Genomic DNA, 15403 nt, shown 5'->3' on the forward strand with positions numbered 1-15403 from the left:
TATTTTCACCGGCAACGAAGGAGGGACCGCCCGCATGATCTCGATGACCGGCCTGCCCGTCTCACGGCGGGTGATGAACCTCGCCGGCTTCCTCGCCCAGACGGCCCGCCGCCTGCCTGACCACTTGGCGCTCGCCTGGGGCGAGCGGCGCTGGTCCTGGCGGGAATTCGAGCGGCGCAGCACAGCGCTTGCCGCGTCGCTCGCCGCCCAGGGAATCGGCAAGGGCGACCGCGTGCTGGTCCATGCGCGGAACGGCAACGAGATCCTGGAGGCGATGTTCGCCACCTTCCGCCTCGGCGCCGTGCTGGTGCCGACCAATGTGCGGCTGGTGCCGGAGGAAGTCGCCTATCTCGCCGAGGCCTCCGGCGCGAGCGCCTTCCTCTGCCAGTCCGTCTTCCCCGAGCACGCTGCCGCCGTCGCCGCCGCCCTGCCTGGCCTCCGCCTGCTGGCGAGCATCGGCGAGGCCGGGTTCGGCACGGCGACGCTGGAAGCGCTGATCGAGGCGGGAGCGGGCCGGGCCTGTCCCATCGCCAATGCTGAGTACGACGACCCTTGTTGGTTCTTCTTCACCTCCGGCACCACCGGCCGCCCCAAGGCCGCGGTGCTGACGCATGGCCAGATGGCCTTCGTCATCACCAACCATCTCTGCGACCTGATGCCAGGCACGACCGAGCAGGACGCCTCGTTGGTGGTGGCGCCGCTCTCCCACGGCGCCGGCATCCATTTCCTGACGCAGGTGGCGCGCGGCGCCGCCAGCATCCTCCTGCCTGGCGAGCGCTTCGACGCCGCTGAGGCCTGGCGCCTGGTCGAGGCCCATCGCATCAGCAACATGTTCACGGTGCCGACCATCCTGAAGATGCTGGTCGAGCATCCCGCGGTCGATGCGCACGACCATGCCTCGCTCCGCTACGTCATCTATGCCGGCGCGCCGATGTACCGCGAGGACCAGAAATTCGCCCTGCGGAAGCTGGGCAAGGTGATCGTCCAGTATTTCGGCCTCGGCGAGGTGACGGGCAACATCACCGTCCTGCCGCCCGCTCTGCACGACGAGGAGGACGGGCCCGCCGCCCGTATCGGCAGCTGCGGCTTTGCCCGCACGGGAATCGAGATCCAGATCCAGGACGGGGAGGGCAGGGAGGTCGCGCCCGGCACCCAGGGCGAGATCTGCGTCGCCGGCCCCGCCGTCTTCGCCGGCTACTACAACAACCCCGAGGCCAACGCGAAATCATTCCGCAACGGCTGGTTCCGCACCGGCGACCTCGGCCATGTGGACGAGCAGGGTTTCCTCACCATCACCGGCCGCGCCTCGGACATGTACATCTCCGGCGGCTCGAACGTGTATCCACGCGAGGTGGAGGAACTGATCCTGCAATACCCCGGCATCGCCGAGGTCGCGGTGGTCGGCATACCCGACCGGCATTGGGGCGAGGTCGGCGTCGCCGTCATCGTCCCCCGTCCGGGCCAAGCGGTGGAGGAGGAGGCGCTGCTCGGCTGGCTCGATGGCCGCATGGCGCGCTACAAGATGCCGCGGCGCGTTTTCGCCTGGGATGCGCTGCCCCGCTCAGGGTACGGCAAGATCACCAAGAAGATGGTGCGCGAGGAGATGGAAGCCCGCGGCCTGCTGCCCCTCGCATGAGCCCGCGCCGCCTTGTCCAGCCCGGCTTGGCACTTGCGCCACGAACCGAGCTCGTTTCCGGGCACGCGCTGCCGCTGGCCCTCACCCTTGCCCCCGGCCTCTCCCTGCTGGACGCCGTCACCTGCGCCGTCCACGCCGCCGGCTTCGACAGCGCGACGCTCGAGCTGGAGGGCGGCGACTTCGCGCCCTTCTCCTATGTCCTGCCGGCCCCGGCGCCGGACGACACCCACGCCGCCTATTACAGCGCGACCCATACCCCGCCGGCGGGCGCACGCCTCGAGCGTGGCTGCATCACCTTCGGCCGCCGCGCCGGCCAGCCCTGGCTGCATTGCCATGCCGTCTGGCAGGAACCCGCCGGGCGGCGCGGTGGTCATGTCCTGCCGGAGGAGACGGTGCTCGCCACCGCCATCCCTGCCCGCGCCTGGGGCCTCACCGGCATCGCCCTGGTCTCGGAACCCGACCCCGAGACCAATTTCACCATCTTCCGCCCCGTGCCAGCCGCCGGCTCACCCTTGCCCGGAGCGCGGCCCGCACTCGCCCTCCGCATCCGTCCGAACGAGGATGCCGCGAGCGCCCTCGCCGCTGCGATCGGCCGCCATGGCTTCCGCCGACCCGCCCTGCGCGGCAGCCTCGGCAGCCTCATCGGCGCCCGCTTCGAGGGCGGTGGCGCGGTCGAGGATCATGCGACCGAGATGTTTTTCACTGGCAACGGCCTTGGCGTCGCCCTGGCTGACATGCAGGGACGAGTGCATGAGGGCATGCTGCAGTCGGGCGAGAACCCGGTCTGCATCACCATCGAGGCGCTGCTGGTGGATGAGGCCTGAGCCCGGCCGGGCCAACCCTGTGCCAGCGGCGCGCTCTTCCGTGTTTCTCCACGGCGGACGGCCACTCCCGGCCGCCCAGCAAGGATTGCGCTGGGGCACGGCCTCGGCGGAGGATGCTGCATGACCGCCCCGCGCCCGCCGGCCTTCGCCCAGCAGATCACCTTCCTCTATGCCGAGGATCCTGCAGCAAGCCGTGATTTCTACGGGCGGGTGCTCGGCCTCGAATTGGTGCAGGACCAGGGCTTCGCAGCCATCTATGCGGCGGCCGGGCGGCGTGGCTTTCTCGGCGTGGTGCAGGCGCGCGGGCCGCGCGAGGGGCGGGAGCCACGGGTGGAAGGCGGCGTGGTGCTGACGCTCGTCACCGCGGCAGTGGAAGCCTGGCATGCGCATCTGTTGGCCGAGGGGGCGGTCATCGAGGCGCCGCCCACGGCCCATGCGGCCACCGGCATCACCCATTTCTTTTTCCGCGACCCGGCGGGCTACCTGCTCGAGATCCAGCGCTTCGACCGTGCGGATTGGCCGGAGCCAAGCTGACATACGCGTGTCGGTTCCCCACCGCCTGCGCAACCATTTCAGCGCGAAGGCGTTCCGGTTCATGCGGGACGGCAGCGCCCTGGCGCCACCTCCCGACGCGAGCGGCAAAGGGATGGAGGAACACATGAGCTGGAAAGTCATCGGTGCGGCCGGCCTGGCGCTGGCGCTGGCGGCCTGCGGTACCAATAGTTCCGATCGCACGACCGGTGGCGCGGCCGCAGGCGCGGCGACGGGCGCCGGCATCGGCGCGCTCGGCGGCCCGGTGGGCGCGCTGGCCGGGGCGGCGATCGGAGCCGGCGCGGGCGCCGTGACCGGCGCGACGACCAGCCCCCGGGATGTCAATCTCGGCACACCGCCCTGGAGCAATCCCGAGGTGCGGACACCGGTCGACAGCCGGCGCACCGCCCGCCACGGCACCCGCCGCTCGCAGAGTGCTGCCCGCCGGCCGACCAGCGAGGCGGACCGCGCCTATATGGGCGGCGGCATGGTGGGTACGCCGACCGGCACCGGCACAACGACGGCCACGACGCCCGGCACCACCGGCAGCGGCATGGGCACCGCCGGCGATGCCACGCCCCCTGCCGGCACCGCCCCTGCCGGCAACAGCATGAACAGCGCCACCCCGATGCGCTGAGGCTGCGCGCGGCAGCGGGGCCCCGGCCCCGCTACCGCGACAGCAGGAGATCCGGCAGCCCGGTGACCAGCGTCACCGGGAACAGGGTGCAGAGCACCACGGTGAGCACCAGCATGAGGAAAAAGGGCAGGCTGGCCATCGCCACCTCGGTCTGCTCCTTCCCCGTCATGGTCTGCATGACGAAGAGGTTGAAGCCGACGGGCGGCGTGATCTCGGCGATCTCCACCAGCAGCACGATGAAGATGCCGAACCACACGAGGTCGAACCCTGCCTGCTGCACCAGCGGAATGACGATGGAGGTGGTCAGCACGATCATCGATACGCCGTCGAGCGCGGTGCCGAGCAGCACATAAACGACGGTGAGGATGGCGATCAGCCCGTAGGGGCCGAGGTTGAGGTGCACGACGCCTTCCGCGAGCGCGGCCGGGATGCCGGTGAGCGCCATCGCCTTGGTGAGGAAGGCCGCACCGGCCAGGATGAACATGATCATGCAGGACAGGCGCGTCGCGCCCTTCACGCTGTCGAGGAAGGCCTGCCAGGTCAGCACGCTCTCGCCCGCGGCGAGGCCGAGGAGCGCGAAGAAGGCGATCGGCCACACCTCGGAGAAGCCGATGACGCCGAAGGCCCAGGCGATCAGGTCGGCGGCCAGCAGCACGGCGCCGGTACGCCAGCCGGCCGCCATCAGCAGGGAGCCCAGCACGCCGAAGGCCGCCGCCTCGGTCGCCGTCGCCCAGCCGACGAACATGGTGCCGATGACGACGATGATGAGCACGGCACAGGGGATGAGCTTGGCGCTGGCCCGCATCTTCCCGGCAAAGCTCATCCGCGGCTCGGCCTTGGGCTGCTTGCCCGGGTTGAGCATCGCCCAGATGGCGATATAGGCGCTGAAGAGCAGCATCACGAGCAGGCCCGGGATGCAGCCGGCGATGAAGACGCGGATGATCGAGACCTCGGCCGCCACCGCATAAACGACCATGATGATCGAGGGCGGGATCAGGATGCCGAGCGTGCCCGAGGTGGCGAGCGAGCCGACCGCGACATTCTCGTCATAGCCGCGGCGCTTCAGCTCCGGCAGCGCGATCTTCGAGACCGTCGCGCAGGTGGCGGCGCTCGACCCGGACACGCTGCCGAAGATGCCGCAGGCAAGGATGTTGACGTGGAGCAGGCCGCCCGGGATGCGCCGCACCCAGGGGGCGAGGCCGTTGAAAAGCTCCTCCGAAAGCTTGGTACGGAAGAGGATCTCGCCCATCCAGACGAACATCGGCAGCGCCGCGAGCGTCCAGGAGCCGGTCGCCTCCCAGAAGGAGGAGGCGAGAAACAGCCCCGGGCTCGGATGCACGAAGACCATGGCGACATAGCCGACGGCGGCGAGCGACATGGCGATCCAGAGCCCGGCGCCGAGCAGGATGCACAGCAGCACGAGCAGCAGAAGGGCGAAGGTCAGCAGATCCATCGATCAAACCTCCGCCGAGAAGTCGCCGGCCGCGGCGCGTTCCTCGGCCGCGACGACGTAACCCGGCTTGGCGCCGCCGAGGACGGTGACGAATTCATCGAGAATGGCGATGAGCAGCAGGCCGGTGCCGAGCGGCACGGCAAGCTTCGGAATCCAGAGCGGGATGGGCACGGTACCCTGCGCCACCTCCTCGATCTCCCAGCTGAACCACATGTCCTGCGCGGTCCAGACGGTGACATAGGCGATCAGCAACGCGGCAAGGCCGAGCACCAGCAGCTCCGCCCAGCGCCGCGCGGCGGGGCCCAGCCGGTCGAGCGCCATGCCGACGCGGATCAGCTCGCCGCGCTTGAAGGTGGCGGCCAGCGCGAAGAAGGTGGTGGAGACGCAGAGATAGGCGCTGATGTCGTCGGCGGCGGGCAGCTGGAGCTGCATCTCCCGCATCGCCACCTGCGCCATCATCACGCAGAAAATGGCGAAGAGTGACAGGGCGGCGAGGCCGGCACCCAGGGCGTAGAGCGCATCGAGCAGGCGGCGCATGCGGGTCAGCGGCCTTTGCAGGCGCGGTGGATGGACGGCATCGATGCAAGCCCCCTGATGGCGAGTCCCGGCGCGGCACCATCGCCGCGCGGCCAGGGGGCCGCAAGGGGCCATCGCCCGGTTGAGTGGGACGCGGCAGGCGATGCTGCCCGCGAAGCAGGCAGCACCGGCCCGGGCGTGGTCAGCCGGCGCGCAGCGCGTCCACCAGCTTGCGGCCGTCCTCGCCGGCACGCTGGACCCACTCCTCGGTCATGGTCTCGCCGATCTTCTTCAGCTCGGCCATGACATTGGGCGGCACGGTGCCGATGGTGACGCCCTTCTCGCCGAGCCTCGCCACGGAGGCCCGCTGCGCCGCCTCGGCATAGGCCCAGCCGCGATCCTCGGCCTTCTTCGCCATGGCCTGTACCGCCGCCTGCTGGTCGCCCGGCAGGCCCTGCAGCGCGCGGCGCGAGATGATGACGGCGTTCTTCGTCATCGAGAAGGCGGCCGGGGTGAAAACCTTGGCATAATCCCAGGCGGAGGTGTCGACGCCGGTCTGGGCGCTCGTCACCATGGCGGTGGCGATGCCGGTGGCGAAGGCCTGGGCCAGCTCGGCCTGCTGCACCAGCACCGGGTTGGCGCCGACCAGGGCGGCGAAGCGGTTGGTCATCGGGCTGAAGGTGCGGAAGCGGCTGCCCTTCAGCACGTCGAGGCTGGTCAGCGGCACCTGGGTGTAGAAGCCGGCCGCCGTCCAGCCGACGGTGTAGAGCAGCGACAGCCCCTGCCGTGCGAGGCGCGCCTCGATATAGGGGCGCTGCAGCTCGGCCAGCTTCCGCGCGCCGGCGAAGTCGGCCACGAGGAAGGGCACGGCATCGGCGTCGAAGAACGGATCCTCGTTGGAATAGGCGGTCAGCAGCATCTCGCCGACCTGCACCTGGCCGGTCTGCACGCCGCGCTTGATCTGCGGCATGGGCAGGAGCGAGGCGTTGCTGTGCAGCTGGATCTGCAGCTTGCTGCCGGTCGCCTGATCCACATCCGTGCAGAACTCAGCCAGGTTGCGGGTGTGGTAGTTGCCGTCCGGGTAGGCGCTGGCGAGCTGCCACTTGGCCTGGGCCTGGGCCCGGGCCAGGCCCGGAATGGCGAGCAGGCTCGGCGTCGCCAGCGCGGCGCGACGGGTGATGGTCATGCGTGAAAGCCCCTGGTTTCGTTACCGGGGCCGAGTGAAGCCCGGAAGCGGCCTCCTCAACAAGGGGCGTCAGCCGGCCGAGACCACGTAATGCTTCAGCTCCTCTGCCTCCTGCTCGGCGGCCTCGATGCGCGCCTTCACCAGATCGCCGATCGAGACCATGCCGACCAGGCCGCCGCCGGCATCGAGCACGGGCAGGTGGCGGACGCGGCGCGCCGTCATCAGCGAGAGCGCTTCGGTCACCAGCGTCTCCGGGCGGATGGTGACCAGGTCGCGGGTCATGAACTGGGTTGCCTGGAGGCCGGTGGTGCCGGGGCCATGCGCCGCCATGCCGCGGACGATGTCCCGCTCGCTCAGGATGCCGAGCAGCTCGCCGCCGGGGCCGCGGACCAGGGCAGCGCCTATGCGGTGCTCGGCGAGGAGGCGGGCGGCGTCGAGGACGGACTGATCGGGGCCGAGCGAGATGACGCGGTTGCCCTTCGTCTTCAGGATCGCGGCGATGACCATGGGTGCCTCCCTGGACTGGTCTTCCTTCAGATCGGGCAGGCTGCGCCGCCACGCGCGCCGGTTGCAAGCAAAAGCGACGCCGCGGAGGTGCTCATTCCGCCGCCTTCACGGGCTGTGCGGCGGTCAGCGGGGCGCTGGCGGTGAGCTGCGTCTTCACCAGCTCGGCGAAGCGGCCGCCCTGCTGCACCAGCGTGTCGAAGCTGCCGCGCTCGACGATGCGGCCGCCTTCGAAGACCAGGATCTCGTCGGCGTCGCGCACGGTCGAGAGGCGATGGGCGATGATGAAGGTGGTGCGGCCGGCCATCAGCGCCGCGAGCGCCTTCTGCACCCGCGCCTCGGTGGCGGCGTCGAGCGCGCTCGTCGCCTCGTCGAGGATCAGCACCGGCGGGTCCTTCAGCAGAGCGCGGGCGATGGCGAGGCGCTGGCGCTGGCCGCCGGAGAGGCTGGCGCCGCGCTCGCCGACCAGCGTGTCGTAACCCTTCGGCTGCCGGATGATGAAATCATGCGCCTCGGCCATGCGGCAGGCGCGTTCCAGCTCGTCCTGGGTCGCCTCCGGGCGGCCGACCAGCAGGTTGTCCCTGATCGTCCGGTTGAAGAGCATGCTTTCCTGGAAGACGACGCCGACGTTGCGCCGCAGGCTTTCCAGGGTGATGTCGCGCAGGTCGTGGCCGTCGAGCGTGACGCGGCCACCCACCGGGTCCCACAGGCGCTGCAGCAGCGCCATCGCCGTCGACTTGCCCGCACCGGTCTGGCCGACCAGGGCGAGCGTGCGGCCCGGCTCGGCGCGGAACTCGACATCGGAGAGGATGCGTGGGCCGCCGGGATAGGCAAAGGCGACCTTGTCGAACACCACCTGGCCCGAAGCGCGGCTGAGCGAGACGGCACCCGGACGTTCCGGCACGCTGGTGCGGGCGTCCAGCACCTCGAAGAACTCGGCAATGCCGGGCGCCTGGAAGACGAGGCGCGAGACGAAGGCGACGGCGCCTTCCAGCTTGTTGATCAGCAGCATGGCAAAGCCCATGAAGCTGACGATCTCGCCGACCGTCGCCTTGCCGTCGAGATGCAGCAGGGTGCCCAGGATGAAGATGGAGATGACCGTCAGCGTGCTGGCCGCGCGGGTCAGCACCGAGACGACGGCCCACCAGTTCAGCACCGGGAATTGGTGATCCATCACCTGGCGCACGATGTCGCCGAACATGCGCGCCTCGCTCGCCATGCGGGTGAATGATTGCACGACGATGACGTTGGACAGCGCATCCTGCGCCGTGCCGGCGAGGCGGGACTGGAACATCTCCACCTTGCCCTGCGCCGTCTCGGTCTGCCTGATGACGAAGGCGGTGATGACGGCGAAAACTAAGACCAGGCCGAGCAGCAGCAGGCCGAGGCGCCAGTTCATCGCCAGCGTCAGCGGCAGCAGGACCAGCGCTGCGACGAAGGTCGAGAGATGATCGCGGAAAAAGGCGAGCCAGATGCTGAACAGGTTATCGGCGCCGACCAGCATCACTTTCATCAGCCGGCCGGACTGGATGTCGCCGTGGAAGGAGAGCGGCAGGGCGAGCACATGCTCGTAATAGCTGTGCATGGAGAGCAGGCGGTTGCGATGGGCCATGCGGTCCGCCAGCAACGACACCGCGACCGTCGCGCCGATGCCGGAGAGGCCGACCGCGCTCCAGAGTGCGAGCAGGGCGAAGGCACGCTCCCATACCTGGTCCCGCGTGCTGGTCGAGGCGTGGGAAAGCACGTCCACCACCCGGCCGAACAGGACCGGCTCGAGGAAGAGCAGCCCGGCAAGCGCGATATTGGCGATTGCAAGGCCGACCGCCACCCAGCGGTCCTTCGACAGCAGCTTCAGGACCCGCCCGTAGAGCCTGATAAAATCCATCCCGGCGCCCCTGTGAGTGGTCCCCATGCCCGGCGGCGCCGGGCCATCCGATGCCGTAATAGGCAAGCCCCGCCGAACGGCAAGGCCACCCCTGCGGCAACACCGGGATGGGATCGGCGGAGGGCGTCGGGAGTTCCCTGCGTCTTGCGGAACGATCCCGTGTCGGGAGGGTTGACGGCACCCCGGGCGCATCGCCACCTTTGCCATATAAGAACCGGGAGGACTTCCAATGATCGTGACTCGCCGCGCGGCGCTCGCCGCCGGGGCAGGCCTGCTCGCTGCCCCGGCCATCGCCCGGGCCCAGGAGACTTGGCCGGCCCGCCCGGTGCGGCTGGTCGTACCTTTCACCCCGGCGGGCACCACCGACATCGCGGCGCGCATCCTGGCCGAGCGGCTGACCCAGCGGCTCGGGCAGAACGTCGTCGTCGAGAACCGGCCCGGCGCGGGCGGCAATATCGGCTCCGATGCCGTCGTCCACGCCGATCCGGACGGCTACACCTTGCTGATGTGCACGGTGAGCTCCGGGGCAATCAATTACAGCCTGTACGGGGCGAAGATGCCCTACAAACCGGACGCGCTGGCAGGCGCCGGGCTGATGCTGCAGGTGCCGAACGCCATCTTCGTCACCAACAGCCTGCCGGTGAAGACGCTCAAGGAGCTGGTGGACTACGTCAAGGCGCGGCCGGGGCGGCTCAACAACGGCAGCTCCGGCATCGGCACATCGCTGCACCTGACCGGGGAGCTGCTGAAATCCGCGACGGGCATCCAGATGCAGCACGTCCCATTCCGCGGCGCGGGGCCGATGCTGCAGGAGGTGATCGCCGGGCGGATCGAGGTCGCGGTGGACAACCTGCCCTCCGTCATCGGCCATCTGCGCGAGGGGCGGCTGCGGCCGCTGGCGGTGACGACGACGCAGCGCAGCCCGGCGCTGCCGGACGTGCCGACCACGGCGGAGGCTGGCTTCCCCGACGTGGAGGCGACGGCCTGGTTCGGCGTGCAGGCACCGGCGCGGACGCCGCGGCCGATCATCGACCGGCTCGGCCGGGAGATCGACGCCGCGGTGAAAGAGCCGGAGACGCGCGCGAAGATCGCCGATCTCGGTGGCATGGCACCCGGGCTGACGCCTGATGGCGGCACCACGCCCGAAGCCTTCGAGCGGTTCATCCAGGCCGAGATCGCAAAGTGGACCGAGGTTGTGCGGAAGTCGGGGGCGACGGCCGAATAGCCCCGCTCAGCCGCGGAACAGGGCGGCCAGCGCCGGATCGACGCCGCCCACCTCGCGCCCCCGCGGCGCGGCGAAGCTGCCGAGGCCTGGCTTCGGCAGCCTGAGCGCAACCAGCATCTCCAGCAGCCGGACGCCGCAGGCGATGCCGTCCAGCAGCGGTACGCATGCGTCCGGCTGCAGCCGGGGCGCCATGCCGGCCAGGGCAGCGCCGCCCAGCACCACCGAATCGGCTCCCTCCGCAGCGAGGCGGCCGATGGCGCCATGCAGCAGGCGCGCCACCCCCTCCGGATCCCGCACCGCATCCTGCGGCGTCGCCTCCAGGCCGGCGAGGCCGGCGAGGCGACCGCTCAGCCCGTGCTGGGCGATGCGTTCGCGGTAGGTTTCCGTACCCCCGAAGGTCACCAGGCCGAAGCGGCCCCCGGCGAGGCAGGCGGTGAGGCAGGCGGCCTCGGTCATGCCGACCACGGGGCAGGGCATGAGCTGGCGGGCGGCTTCGAGCGCGGTGTCGTGGCTGACAGCCAGCAGCACCCCATCCACCTTGCCGGCATGGATGGCGAGCAGTTCGAGCAAGGCATGGCCGGCGACGACGTTCTCGGCGCGGGAGGAGATCACCACCGGGCCGAAGCGCGGCGTCGCCGGCAGAATCTCCGTGCCCGGGCCGGCGGCGGCACGCGCGGCGGCGGCGCAGAGCTCCGTGATGGCCCCGGTGGTATTGGCATTGGCGACCAGGATGCGCATCGGCTCAGCCCCCGGAGGTCGGGTTGGAGGCCGCCTGACGAAAGGCAGCCGGAAGCGAGCGCGGGCCGGGCCGGTCGAGGCGGAGCCGACGCAAGGCCGGCGCCCCGGCCGCGATCCGCAGCCAGGCGAGGCGCGGGTTCACCAGCAGCAGATCGCCGGCATGCAGCGGCAGGGCGAGGGCCTGGCCGGGCGCCTCCGCCGCGGCCTCCAGCGCGGCGAGCGCCGCCTCCTGGGCGGGATCGAGCCGCGCCTTGCTCATCGCCGCCCGGTCCAGATGGCTGAGGAATACGCCCTCGGCGGTGGAGAAGACCGGCAGCGCGGCGGCCTCGCCATAGGGAAATTCCCGGTGCAGCACGGCAAGCGCCGCACGGTCCGACTTCAGCAGCGCATTGTGCAGGGCCGCGGCGGCGACCAGGCTGACCGCGCCCTCGGCCAGGCCGCCGAGGCAGAGCAGCGCCACGGCATCCGCCGGGTCGGCATGGAAAGCGGCCGTGGGAGGGGACTCGGCGTCCGGCAGCGGCTGGCCCAGCAGGCGGCCGAGCGCGATCAAGGCGGCCTCCGGCTCGGCCAGCAGGTCGAGCTTGAGGCCACGCAGCAGGCAGAAGCCGCGGCCCTCGTCCAGCCGCTCGGCAACCTGGCGCAGCAGGGCGGTGAGCTGCGGCCGCTGCGCCGCGTCGCGTTCAGCCAGCTCGGCCGCGGCCTCGGCGCCGGCTGGGATCATCCAGTCGGCTGGGGTGAGGGCGGAGCCGGCCCAGGCGGCGGGGCCGGCCTGGGGGATGAGGCGGGGGGGCGGCGCTTGCATGCTGGGAAGCCTAGCAGCCGGAAGGCGCGGGCGGCAGGGAGGGCGCGGCCGCGCAAGGATGCCATTGCCGGATGGGAGCGGCGGATACAGGCTCCACCCCAGCAACCCGGAGATGCCGCATGGACCAGCCAGTCCTCGACCTGCCCTTCGATGCCGAGGCGATGCTGCCCGGCCTCCGTGCTTGGGTGGAATGCGAGAGCCCAACCTTCGACGCCGCTGCCGTCGCGCGGGTGATGGAGATCGCAGCCCGCGACCTGGCGCTGATGGGCGCGCGGATCGAGACCATCCCCGGCCGGATGGGCTATGGGCCCTGCGTCCGCGCCACCTTCCCGCACCCGAATCCGGCCATGCCGGGCGTGCTGGTGATGGGCCACATGGACACCGTCCACCCCGTCGGCACGCTGGAGCCGCTGCCCTGGCGGGTCGAGGGCAACCGGGTCTATGGGCCCGGGGTCTACGACATGAAGGGCGGCAACTGGATCGCTCTCGAGGCCATCCGCCAGCTCATCCGCGCCGGCATCGCCACCAGCCGGCCGGTAACGGTGCTGCTGACCAGCGACGAGGAGATCGGCTCGCCTTCGACGCGTGACCTGATCGAGGCGGAGGCGGCGCGCCATGCCGTGGTGCTGGTGCCGGAGCCGGCGCGGCCGGATGGCGGCGTCGTCACCGGGCGCTACGCCATTGCCCGCTTCAACCTGCGTGCCACCGGGCGGCCGAGCCATGCCGGGGCGCGGCTCGCCGATGGGCGCAGCGCCATCCGCGAGATGTGCCGCCAAGTGGTGGCGATCGAGGCGCTGACGAATGACGACGTGACCTATTCGGTCGGCGTGATCCACGGTGGGCAGTGGGTGAACTGCGTGGCGACGCATTGCGACGCGGAGAGCCTCTCCATGGCCAAGCGGCAGGAGGATCTCGACCGCGCCGTCGAGACCATGCTGGCGCTGCGGCCGACGGGGAACGATGTGCAGCTCGAGGTCCGGCGCGGCGTGACGCGGCCGGTCTGGGAGCCGGATGCGCGGGGGATGGAGCTCTTCGGCACGGCGCGGCGGATCGCGCAGAGCATGGGCTTCGACATCAGCTCGCAAAGCGCGGGTGGCGGCTCGGACGGCAATTTCACCGGGACGATGGGCATCCCGACGCTCGACGGGCTCGGGGTACAGGGCGCGGGCGGGCATACGCTGGAGGAGCACCTGCTGCTCGACAGCCTGGTGCCGCGGGCGAAGCTGCTGGCGGGGCTGCTGCAGGTGGTGTGAGTCAGGCGGCCAACGCCGCCTCCAGCGGCGCTGGGTCGAAGCCGAAGTCCCGGTAACCCTGGCGCAGCCGCGCCACGTATTCGGCGGAGGGCGGGCCGGGGCGGAAGGCGAGCTCGTGATAGATCCAGGCCTCGCCCCCATCGGGCAGGGCGAGGCGGACGCGCTCATAGGTGTGCGGGCCCTCGTAGCGGTCGAGGCTTGCCATGTGCTCTTCCGTCACCTGCCAGAGGCCGATGGGGCAGGCGCTCGCCGGGTTGGGCTCGATGAGCGCGAATTTCCGCAGCACCAGCCGCCAGCCGGGCAGCAGCACGGCGCCGGCGACAACGGCGCCGGGGCAGCGGGATTGCATCTGCGCGTGGGAGAGGTTGCTGCCATAGGCGGCGTAGAGTTCGGGCATGGATGAAGCATCCCAGGCGCGGGCGGCATGGCGCAAGGGTCGCCCCGCGCGATACAACCCGGGCGATGAGCGACATGGCCGGCGACAGCCCGAAGCAGACCGAACGCCCCGACTGGTCCCGCGCCGAGCGCGCGCTGAAGCGCGACCCGGTGCTGAAGAAGGTCATCAAGCAGATCGGTCCCTGCACGCTCGAGCCGGTGACGCGCGAGCCCTATGAGGCGCTGGTCCGCGCCATCGCCCACCAGCAGGTGCATGGCCGGGCGGCGGAGGCGATCCTCGGCCGGCTGCTGGCGCTGCACCCGGCGCATGGCTTCCCGCCGCCGGAGGCGATCCTGGCGATGGAGGTGGAGGCGATGCGGGGCTGCGGCTTCTCCGGCTCCAAGGTCGCGGCGATCCGCGACATTGCCGAGAAGGCGACGGGCGGGCTGGTGCCGACGCGCGAGGCCTGCGCCCGCTACGACGACGCGGTGCTGATCGAGCGGCTGGTTGCCATCCGCGGCGTCGGGCGCTGGACGGTGGAGATGCTGCTGATCTTCACGCTTGGACGTCCCGACGTGCTGCCGGTCGATGATTTCGGCGTGCGCGAGGGGTGGAAGGTGGCCGCCGGGCTGGAGGCGCAGCCGAAGCCGAAAGAGCTGGCGGCGGTCGGCGAGGCCTGGAAGCCCTGGCGGAGCGTCGCCGCCTGGTATCTCTGGCGCGCGGCGGATGCGGCGAAGCGGACCGTCTTCAAGCCGCAATAGGCTCAACGGGCGGCATCCTCCCGCGCCATCCGCGCGCGGGCATTGCCGGCGACGCCGGTGCCTTCCATGACCGGGGCGTAGAGCGAGCCGGTGGTCGGCGGGGCGGGTGCGCCGCTTTCCATCTGGGCGCGGTGGACAACATTGCCGGCGATGCGCTCGGCAAGGCCGGGCCAGATGCGCTCGCCGAGCACGGCGCCCTTCGCCTTCCAGCCGACGGCCAGCTCGCTCGTCGGGTGGACGGAGGTGCGGATGATGGCATCGACCACCTGGTCCGGCCCGTCCATCAGCACCATGCGCGGCGTGCGGCCGCTGTAATTGCCGGCATGCTGCCAGAAGGGCGTGTCCACCGCCCAGGGCAGCACGGTCGAGACGGCGATGCGATCACGCACGCCGGCGAGGCGGAGTTCCTGATTCAGAGCGTTGCCGAGGCCGATGACGGCGTGCTTCGTCGCGCTGTAGCTCGCGTGGTAGGCGAGCGGCACGCGGCCCTCGACGGAGGCGATGTTCACCAGCGTGCCGCCGCCCTGGGCGCGGAAGCGGCGGAGCGCGGCATGGCTGCCGTAGATGACGCCCTTCAGGTTCACGTCGATGACGCGGGCATGGTCCTCGACGGGAATCTCCTCGAAGCGGCCGATGGAGGCGACGGCGGCGTTGTTCACCCAGACGTCGATGCGGCCGAAGCGGGACACGGCCGCCGCGGCCAGGGCCTCGACCTGGTCGGGCTGGCTGACATCGGTCGGGACGACGAGGGCTTGGCCGCCGGCGGCACGGATCTCGCCGGCCACCTCCTCCAGCACCGCGGCGCGGCGGGCGGCGAGGACGACATTCGCGCCCTGCGCGCCGACGCGCGTGGCGACGCCGCGGCCGAAGCCGCTGGAGGCGCCGGTGACGACATAGGTGCGGTTGACGATCTCCTCGCGGCCCGGTTGGGTGGCGCAGGCGGCGAGGAGAAGGACGAGGAGCACGACGAGTGGTCTGGACACGGTGGCCGGACCTTTGGCTGGACTGCGGCCTCAACCGGCCCCGCGGGCGGCCGTTCCCGGCTCGTGAGGGCGAATGGTGCTTTTCAGGGCGGC

General features: G+C 70.9%; 16 protein-coding genes. 7 read left to right on the top strand and 9 right to left on the bottom strand.

Features of this window, described 5'->3' with window-relative positions; genetic code table 11:
* Positions 1-34: 34 nt before the first annotated feature.
* From LH62_RS19760 to LH62_RS30430, 4 genes are all read left to right on the top strand, one after another.
* Entirely contained in the window at positions 35-1636 is a 1602-nt protein-coding gene (locus LH62_RS19760) for an acyl-CoA synthetase (protein WP_201445551.1), read from the top strand.
* A complete protein-coding gene (locus LH62_RS19765; RefSeq protein WP_043363746.1) occupies positions 1633-2460 on the top strand; it encodes a hypothetical protein in 828 nt (275 codons plus the stop codon). The genes LH62_RS19760 and LH62_RS19765 overlap by 4 nt, the downstream gene beginning before the upstream one ends.
* A gap of 120 nt (positions 2461-2580) precedes the next feature.
* Positions 2581-2994 (top strand): VOC family protein, encoded by a 414-nt coding sequence (locus LH62_RS19770; protein WP_043363748.1) that lies wholly within the window; start codon positions 2581-2583, stop codon positions 2992-2994.
* Positions 2995-3118: 124 nt separating this feature from the next.
* The gene (locus LH62_RS30430; protein ID WP_144404553.1) at positions 3119-3628 is read left to right on the top strand and encodes a hypothetical protein; all 510 of its coding nucleotides are present in this window, start codon (positions 3119-3121) and stop codon (positions 3626-3628) included.
* 31 nt (positions 3629-3659) lie between these two features.
* Here LH62_RS30430 and LH62_RS19780 read toward each other — a convergent pair whose 3' ends face one another.
* The 5 genes from LH62_RS19780 to LH62_RS19800 form a co-directional block, all read right to left on the bottom strand.
* Positions 3660-5081: a TRAP transporter large permease gene (locus LH62_RS19780; RefSeq protein WP_043363749.1), complete on the bottom strand. Its 1422-nt coding sequence runs from the start codon at positions 5079-5081 to the stop codon at positions 3660-3662.
* Between the two features lie 3 nt (positions 5082-5084).
* Positions 5085-5618, bottom strand: coding sequence for a TRAP transporter small permease (locus LH62_RS19785; RefSeq protein ID WP_043363750.1), 534 nt, complete (start codon positions 5616-5618; stop codon positions 5085-5087).
* Between the two features lie 181 nt (positions 5619-5799).
* Positions 5800-6783, bottom strand: a complete 984-nt coding sequence (gene dctP, locus LH62_RS19790; protein ID WP_043363751.1) for a TRAP transporter substrate-binding protein DctP — start codon at positions 6781-6783, stop codon at positions 5800-5802.
* A 69-nt stretch (positions 6784-6852) separates the two neighbouring features.
* A complete protein-coding gene (locus tag LH62_RS19795; protein WP_043363752.1) occupies positions 6853-7290 on the bottom strand; it encodes a CBS domain-containing protein in 438 nt (145 codons plus the stop codon).
* 91 nt (positions 7291-7381) lie between these two features.
* Positions 7382-9172, bottom strand: coding sequence for a glucan ABC transporter ATP-binding protein/ permease (locus tag LH62_RS19800; protein WP_043363753.1), 1791 nt, complete (start codon positions 9170-9172; stop codon positions 7382-7384).
* Between the two features lie 229 nt (positions 9173-9401).
* Between LH62_RS19800 and LH62_RS19805 the strand changes: the two genes are divergently transcribed.
* Positions 9402-10397, top strand: a complete 996-nt coding sequence (locus LH62_RS19805; RefSeq protein WP_043363754.1) for a tripartite tricarboxylate transporter substrate binding protein — start codon at positions 9402-9404, stop codon at positions 10395-10397.
* Positions 10398-10403: 6 nt separating this feature from the next.
* On the opposite strand, the gene LH62_RS19810 is transcribed toward LH62_RS19805, so the two are convergent.
* A complete protein-coding gene (locus LH62_RS19810) occupies positions 10404-11135 on the bottom strand; it encodes an aspartate/glutamate racemase family protein (RefSeq protein ID WP_043363755.1) in 732 nt (243 codons plus the stop codon).
* A gap of 4 nt (positions 11136-11139) precedes the next feature.
* The gene (locus tag LH62_RS19815; RefSeq protein WP_043363756.1) at positions 11140-11937 is read right to left on the bottom strand and encodes a hypothetical protein; all 798 of its coding nucleotides are present in this window, start codon (positions 11935-11937) and stop codon (positions 11140-11142) included.
* 119 nt (positions 11938-12056) lie between these two features.
* On the opposite strand from LH62_RS19815, the gene LH62_RS19820 reads away from it, so the two are divergent.
* A complete protein-coding gene (locus LH62_RS19820) occupies positions 12057-13190 on the top strand; it encodes a M20/M25/M40 family metallo-hydrolase (RefSeq protein WP_043363757.1) in 1134 nt (377 codons plus the stop codon).
* A gap of 1 nt (position 13191) precedes the next feature.
* Here the strand turns inward: LH62_RS19820 and LH62_RS19825 are convergent, their stop codons facing one another.
* Positions 13192-13587 carry a gamma-glutamylcyclotransferase family protein gene (locus LH62_RS19825; RefSeq protein ID WP_043363759.1) on the bottom strand — a complete coding sequence of 132 codons (396 nt, stop codon included), beginning with the start codon at positions 13585-13587 and terminating at the stop codon, positions 13192-13194.
* A gap of 74 nt (positions 13588-13661) precedes the next feature.
* Here LH62_RS19825 and LH62_RS19830 point away from each other — a divergent pair, with 74 nt between their 5' ends.
* Positions 13662-14327 (top strand): DNA-3-methyladenine glycosylase, encoded by a 666-nt coding sequence (locus LH62_RS19830; protein ID WP_144404680.1) that lies wholly within the window; start codon positions 13662-13664, stop codon positions 14325-14327.
* A 2-nt stretch (positions 14328-14329) separates the two neighbouring features.
* On the opposite strand, the gene LH62_RS19835 is transcribed toward LH62_RS19830, so the two are convergent.
* A complete protein-coding gene (locus LH62_RS19835) occupies positions 14330-15310 on the bottom strand; it encodes an SDR family NAD(P)-dependent oxidoreductase (protein ID WP_201445552.1) in 981 nt (326 codons plus the stop codon).
* Positions 15311-15403 lie beyond the last annotated feature (93 nt).

The sequence above is a fragment of the Belnapia sp. F-4-1 genome (assembly GCF_000802185.1).
In the GTDB taxonomy this organism is placed as follows: Bacteria; Pseudomonadota; Alphaproteobacteria; order Acetobacterales; family Acetobacteraceae; genus Belnapia.

What these genes read in the sequence shown, in the direction of transcription:
- LH62_RS19760 (WP_201445551.1), top strand. Translation starts at nt 35, where the DNA reads ATGATCTCGATGACCGGCCTGCCCGTCTCACGGCGGGTGATGAACCTC.
- LH62_RS19765 (WP_043363746.1), top strand. Translation starts at nt 1,633, where the DNA reads ATGAGCCCGCGCCGCCTTGTCCAGCCCGGCTTGGCACTTGCGCCACGA.
- LH62_RS19770 (WP_043363748.1), top strand. Translation starts at nt 2,581, where the DNA reads ATGACCGCCCCGCGCCCGCCGGCCTTCGCCCAGCAGATCACCTTCCTC.
- LH62_RS30430 (WP_144404553.1), top strand. Translation starts at nt 3,119, where the DNA reads ATGAGCTGGAAAGTCATCGGTGCGGCCGGCCTGGCGCTGGCGCTGGCG.
- LH62_RS19780 (WP_043363749.1), bottom strand. Translation starts at nt 5,081, where the DNA reads ATGGATCTGCTGACCTTCGCCCTTCTGCTGCTCGTGCTGCTGTGCATC.
- LH62_RS19785 (WP_043363750.1), bottom strand. Translation starts at nt 5,618, where the DNA reads ATGCGCCGCCTGCTCGATGCGCTCTACGCCCTGGGTGCCGGCCTCGCC.
- dctP (WP_043363751.1), bottom strand. Translation starts at nt 6,783, where the DNA reads ATGACCATCACCCGTCGCGCCGCGCTGGCGACGCCGAGCCTGCTCGCC.
- LH62_RS19795 (WP_043363752.1), bottom strand. Translation starts at nt 7,290, where the DNA reads ATGGTCATCGCCGCGATCCTGAAGACGAAGGGCAACCGCGTCATCTCG.
- LH62_RS19800 (WP_043363753.1), bottom strand. Translation starts at nt 9,172, where the DNA reads ATGGATTTTATCAGGCTCTACGGGCGGGTCCTGAAGCTGCTGTCGAAG.
- LH62_RS19805 (WP_043363754.1), top strand. Translation starts at nt 9,402, where the DNA reads ATGATCGTGACTCGCCGCGCGGCGCTCGCCGCCGGGGCAGGCCTGCTC.
- LH62_RS19810 (WP_043363755.1), bottom strand. Translation starts at nt 11,135, where the DNA reads ATGCGCATCCTGGTCGCCAATGCCAATACCACCGGGGCCATCACGGAG.
- LH62_RS19815 (WP_043363756.1), bottom strand. Translation starts at nt 11,937, where the DNA reads ATGCAAGCGCCGCCCCCCCGCCTCATCCCCCAGGCCGGCCCCGCCGCC.
- LH62_RS19820 (WP_043363757.1), top strand. Translation starts at nt 12,057, where the DNA reads ATGGACCAGCCAGTCCTCGACCTGCCCTTCGATGCCGAGGCGATGCTG.
- LH62_RS19825 (WP_043363759.1), bottom strand. Translation starts at nt 13,587, where the DNA reads ATGCCCGAACTCTACGCCGCCTATGGCAGCAACCTCTCCCACGCGCAG.
- LH62_RS19830 (WP_144404680.1), top strand. Translation starts at nt 13,662, where the DNA reads ATGGCCGGCGACAGCCCGAAGCAGACCGAACGCCCCGACTGGTCCCGC.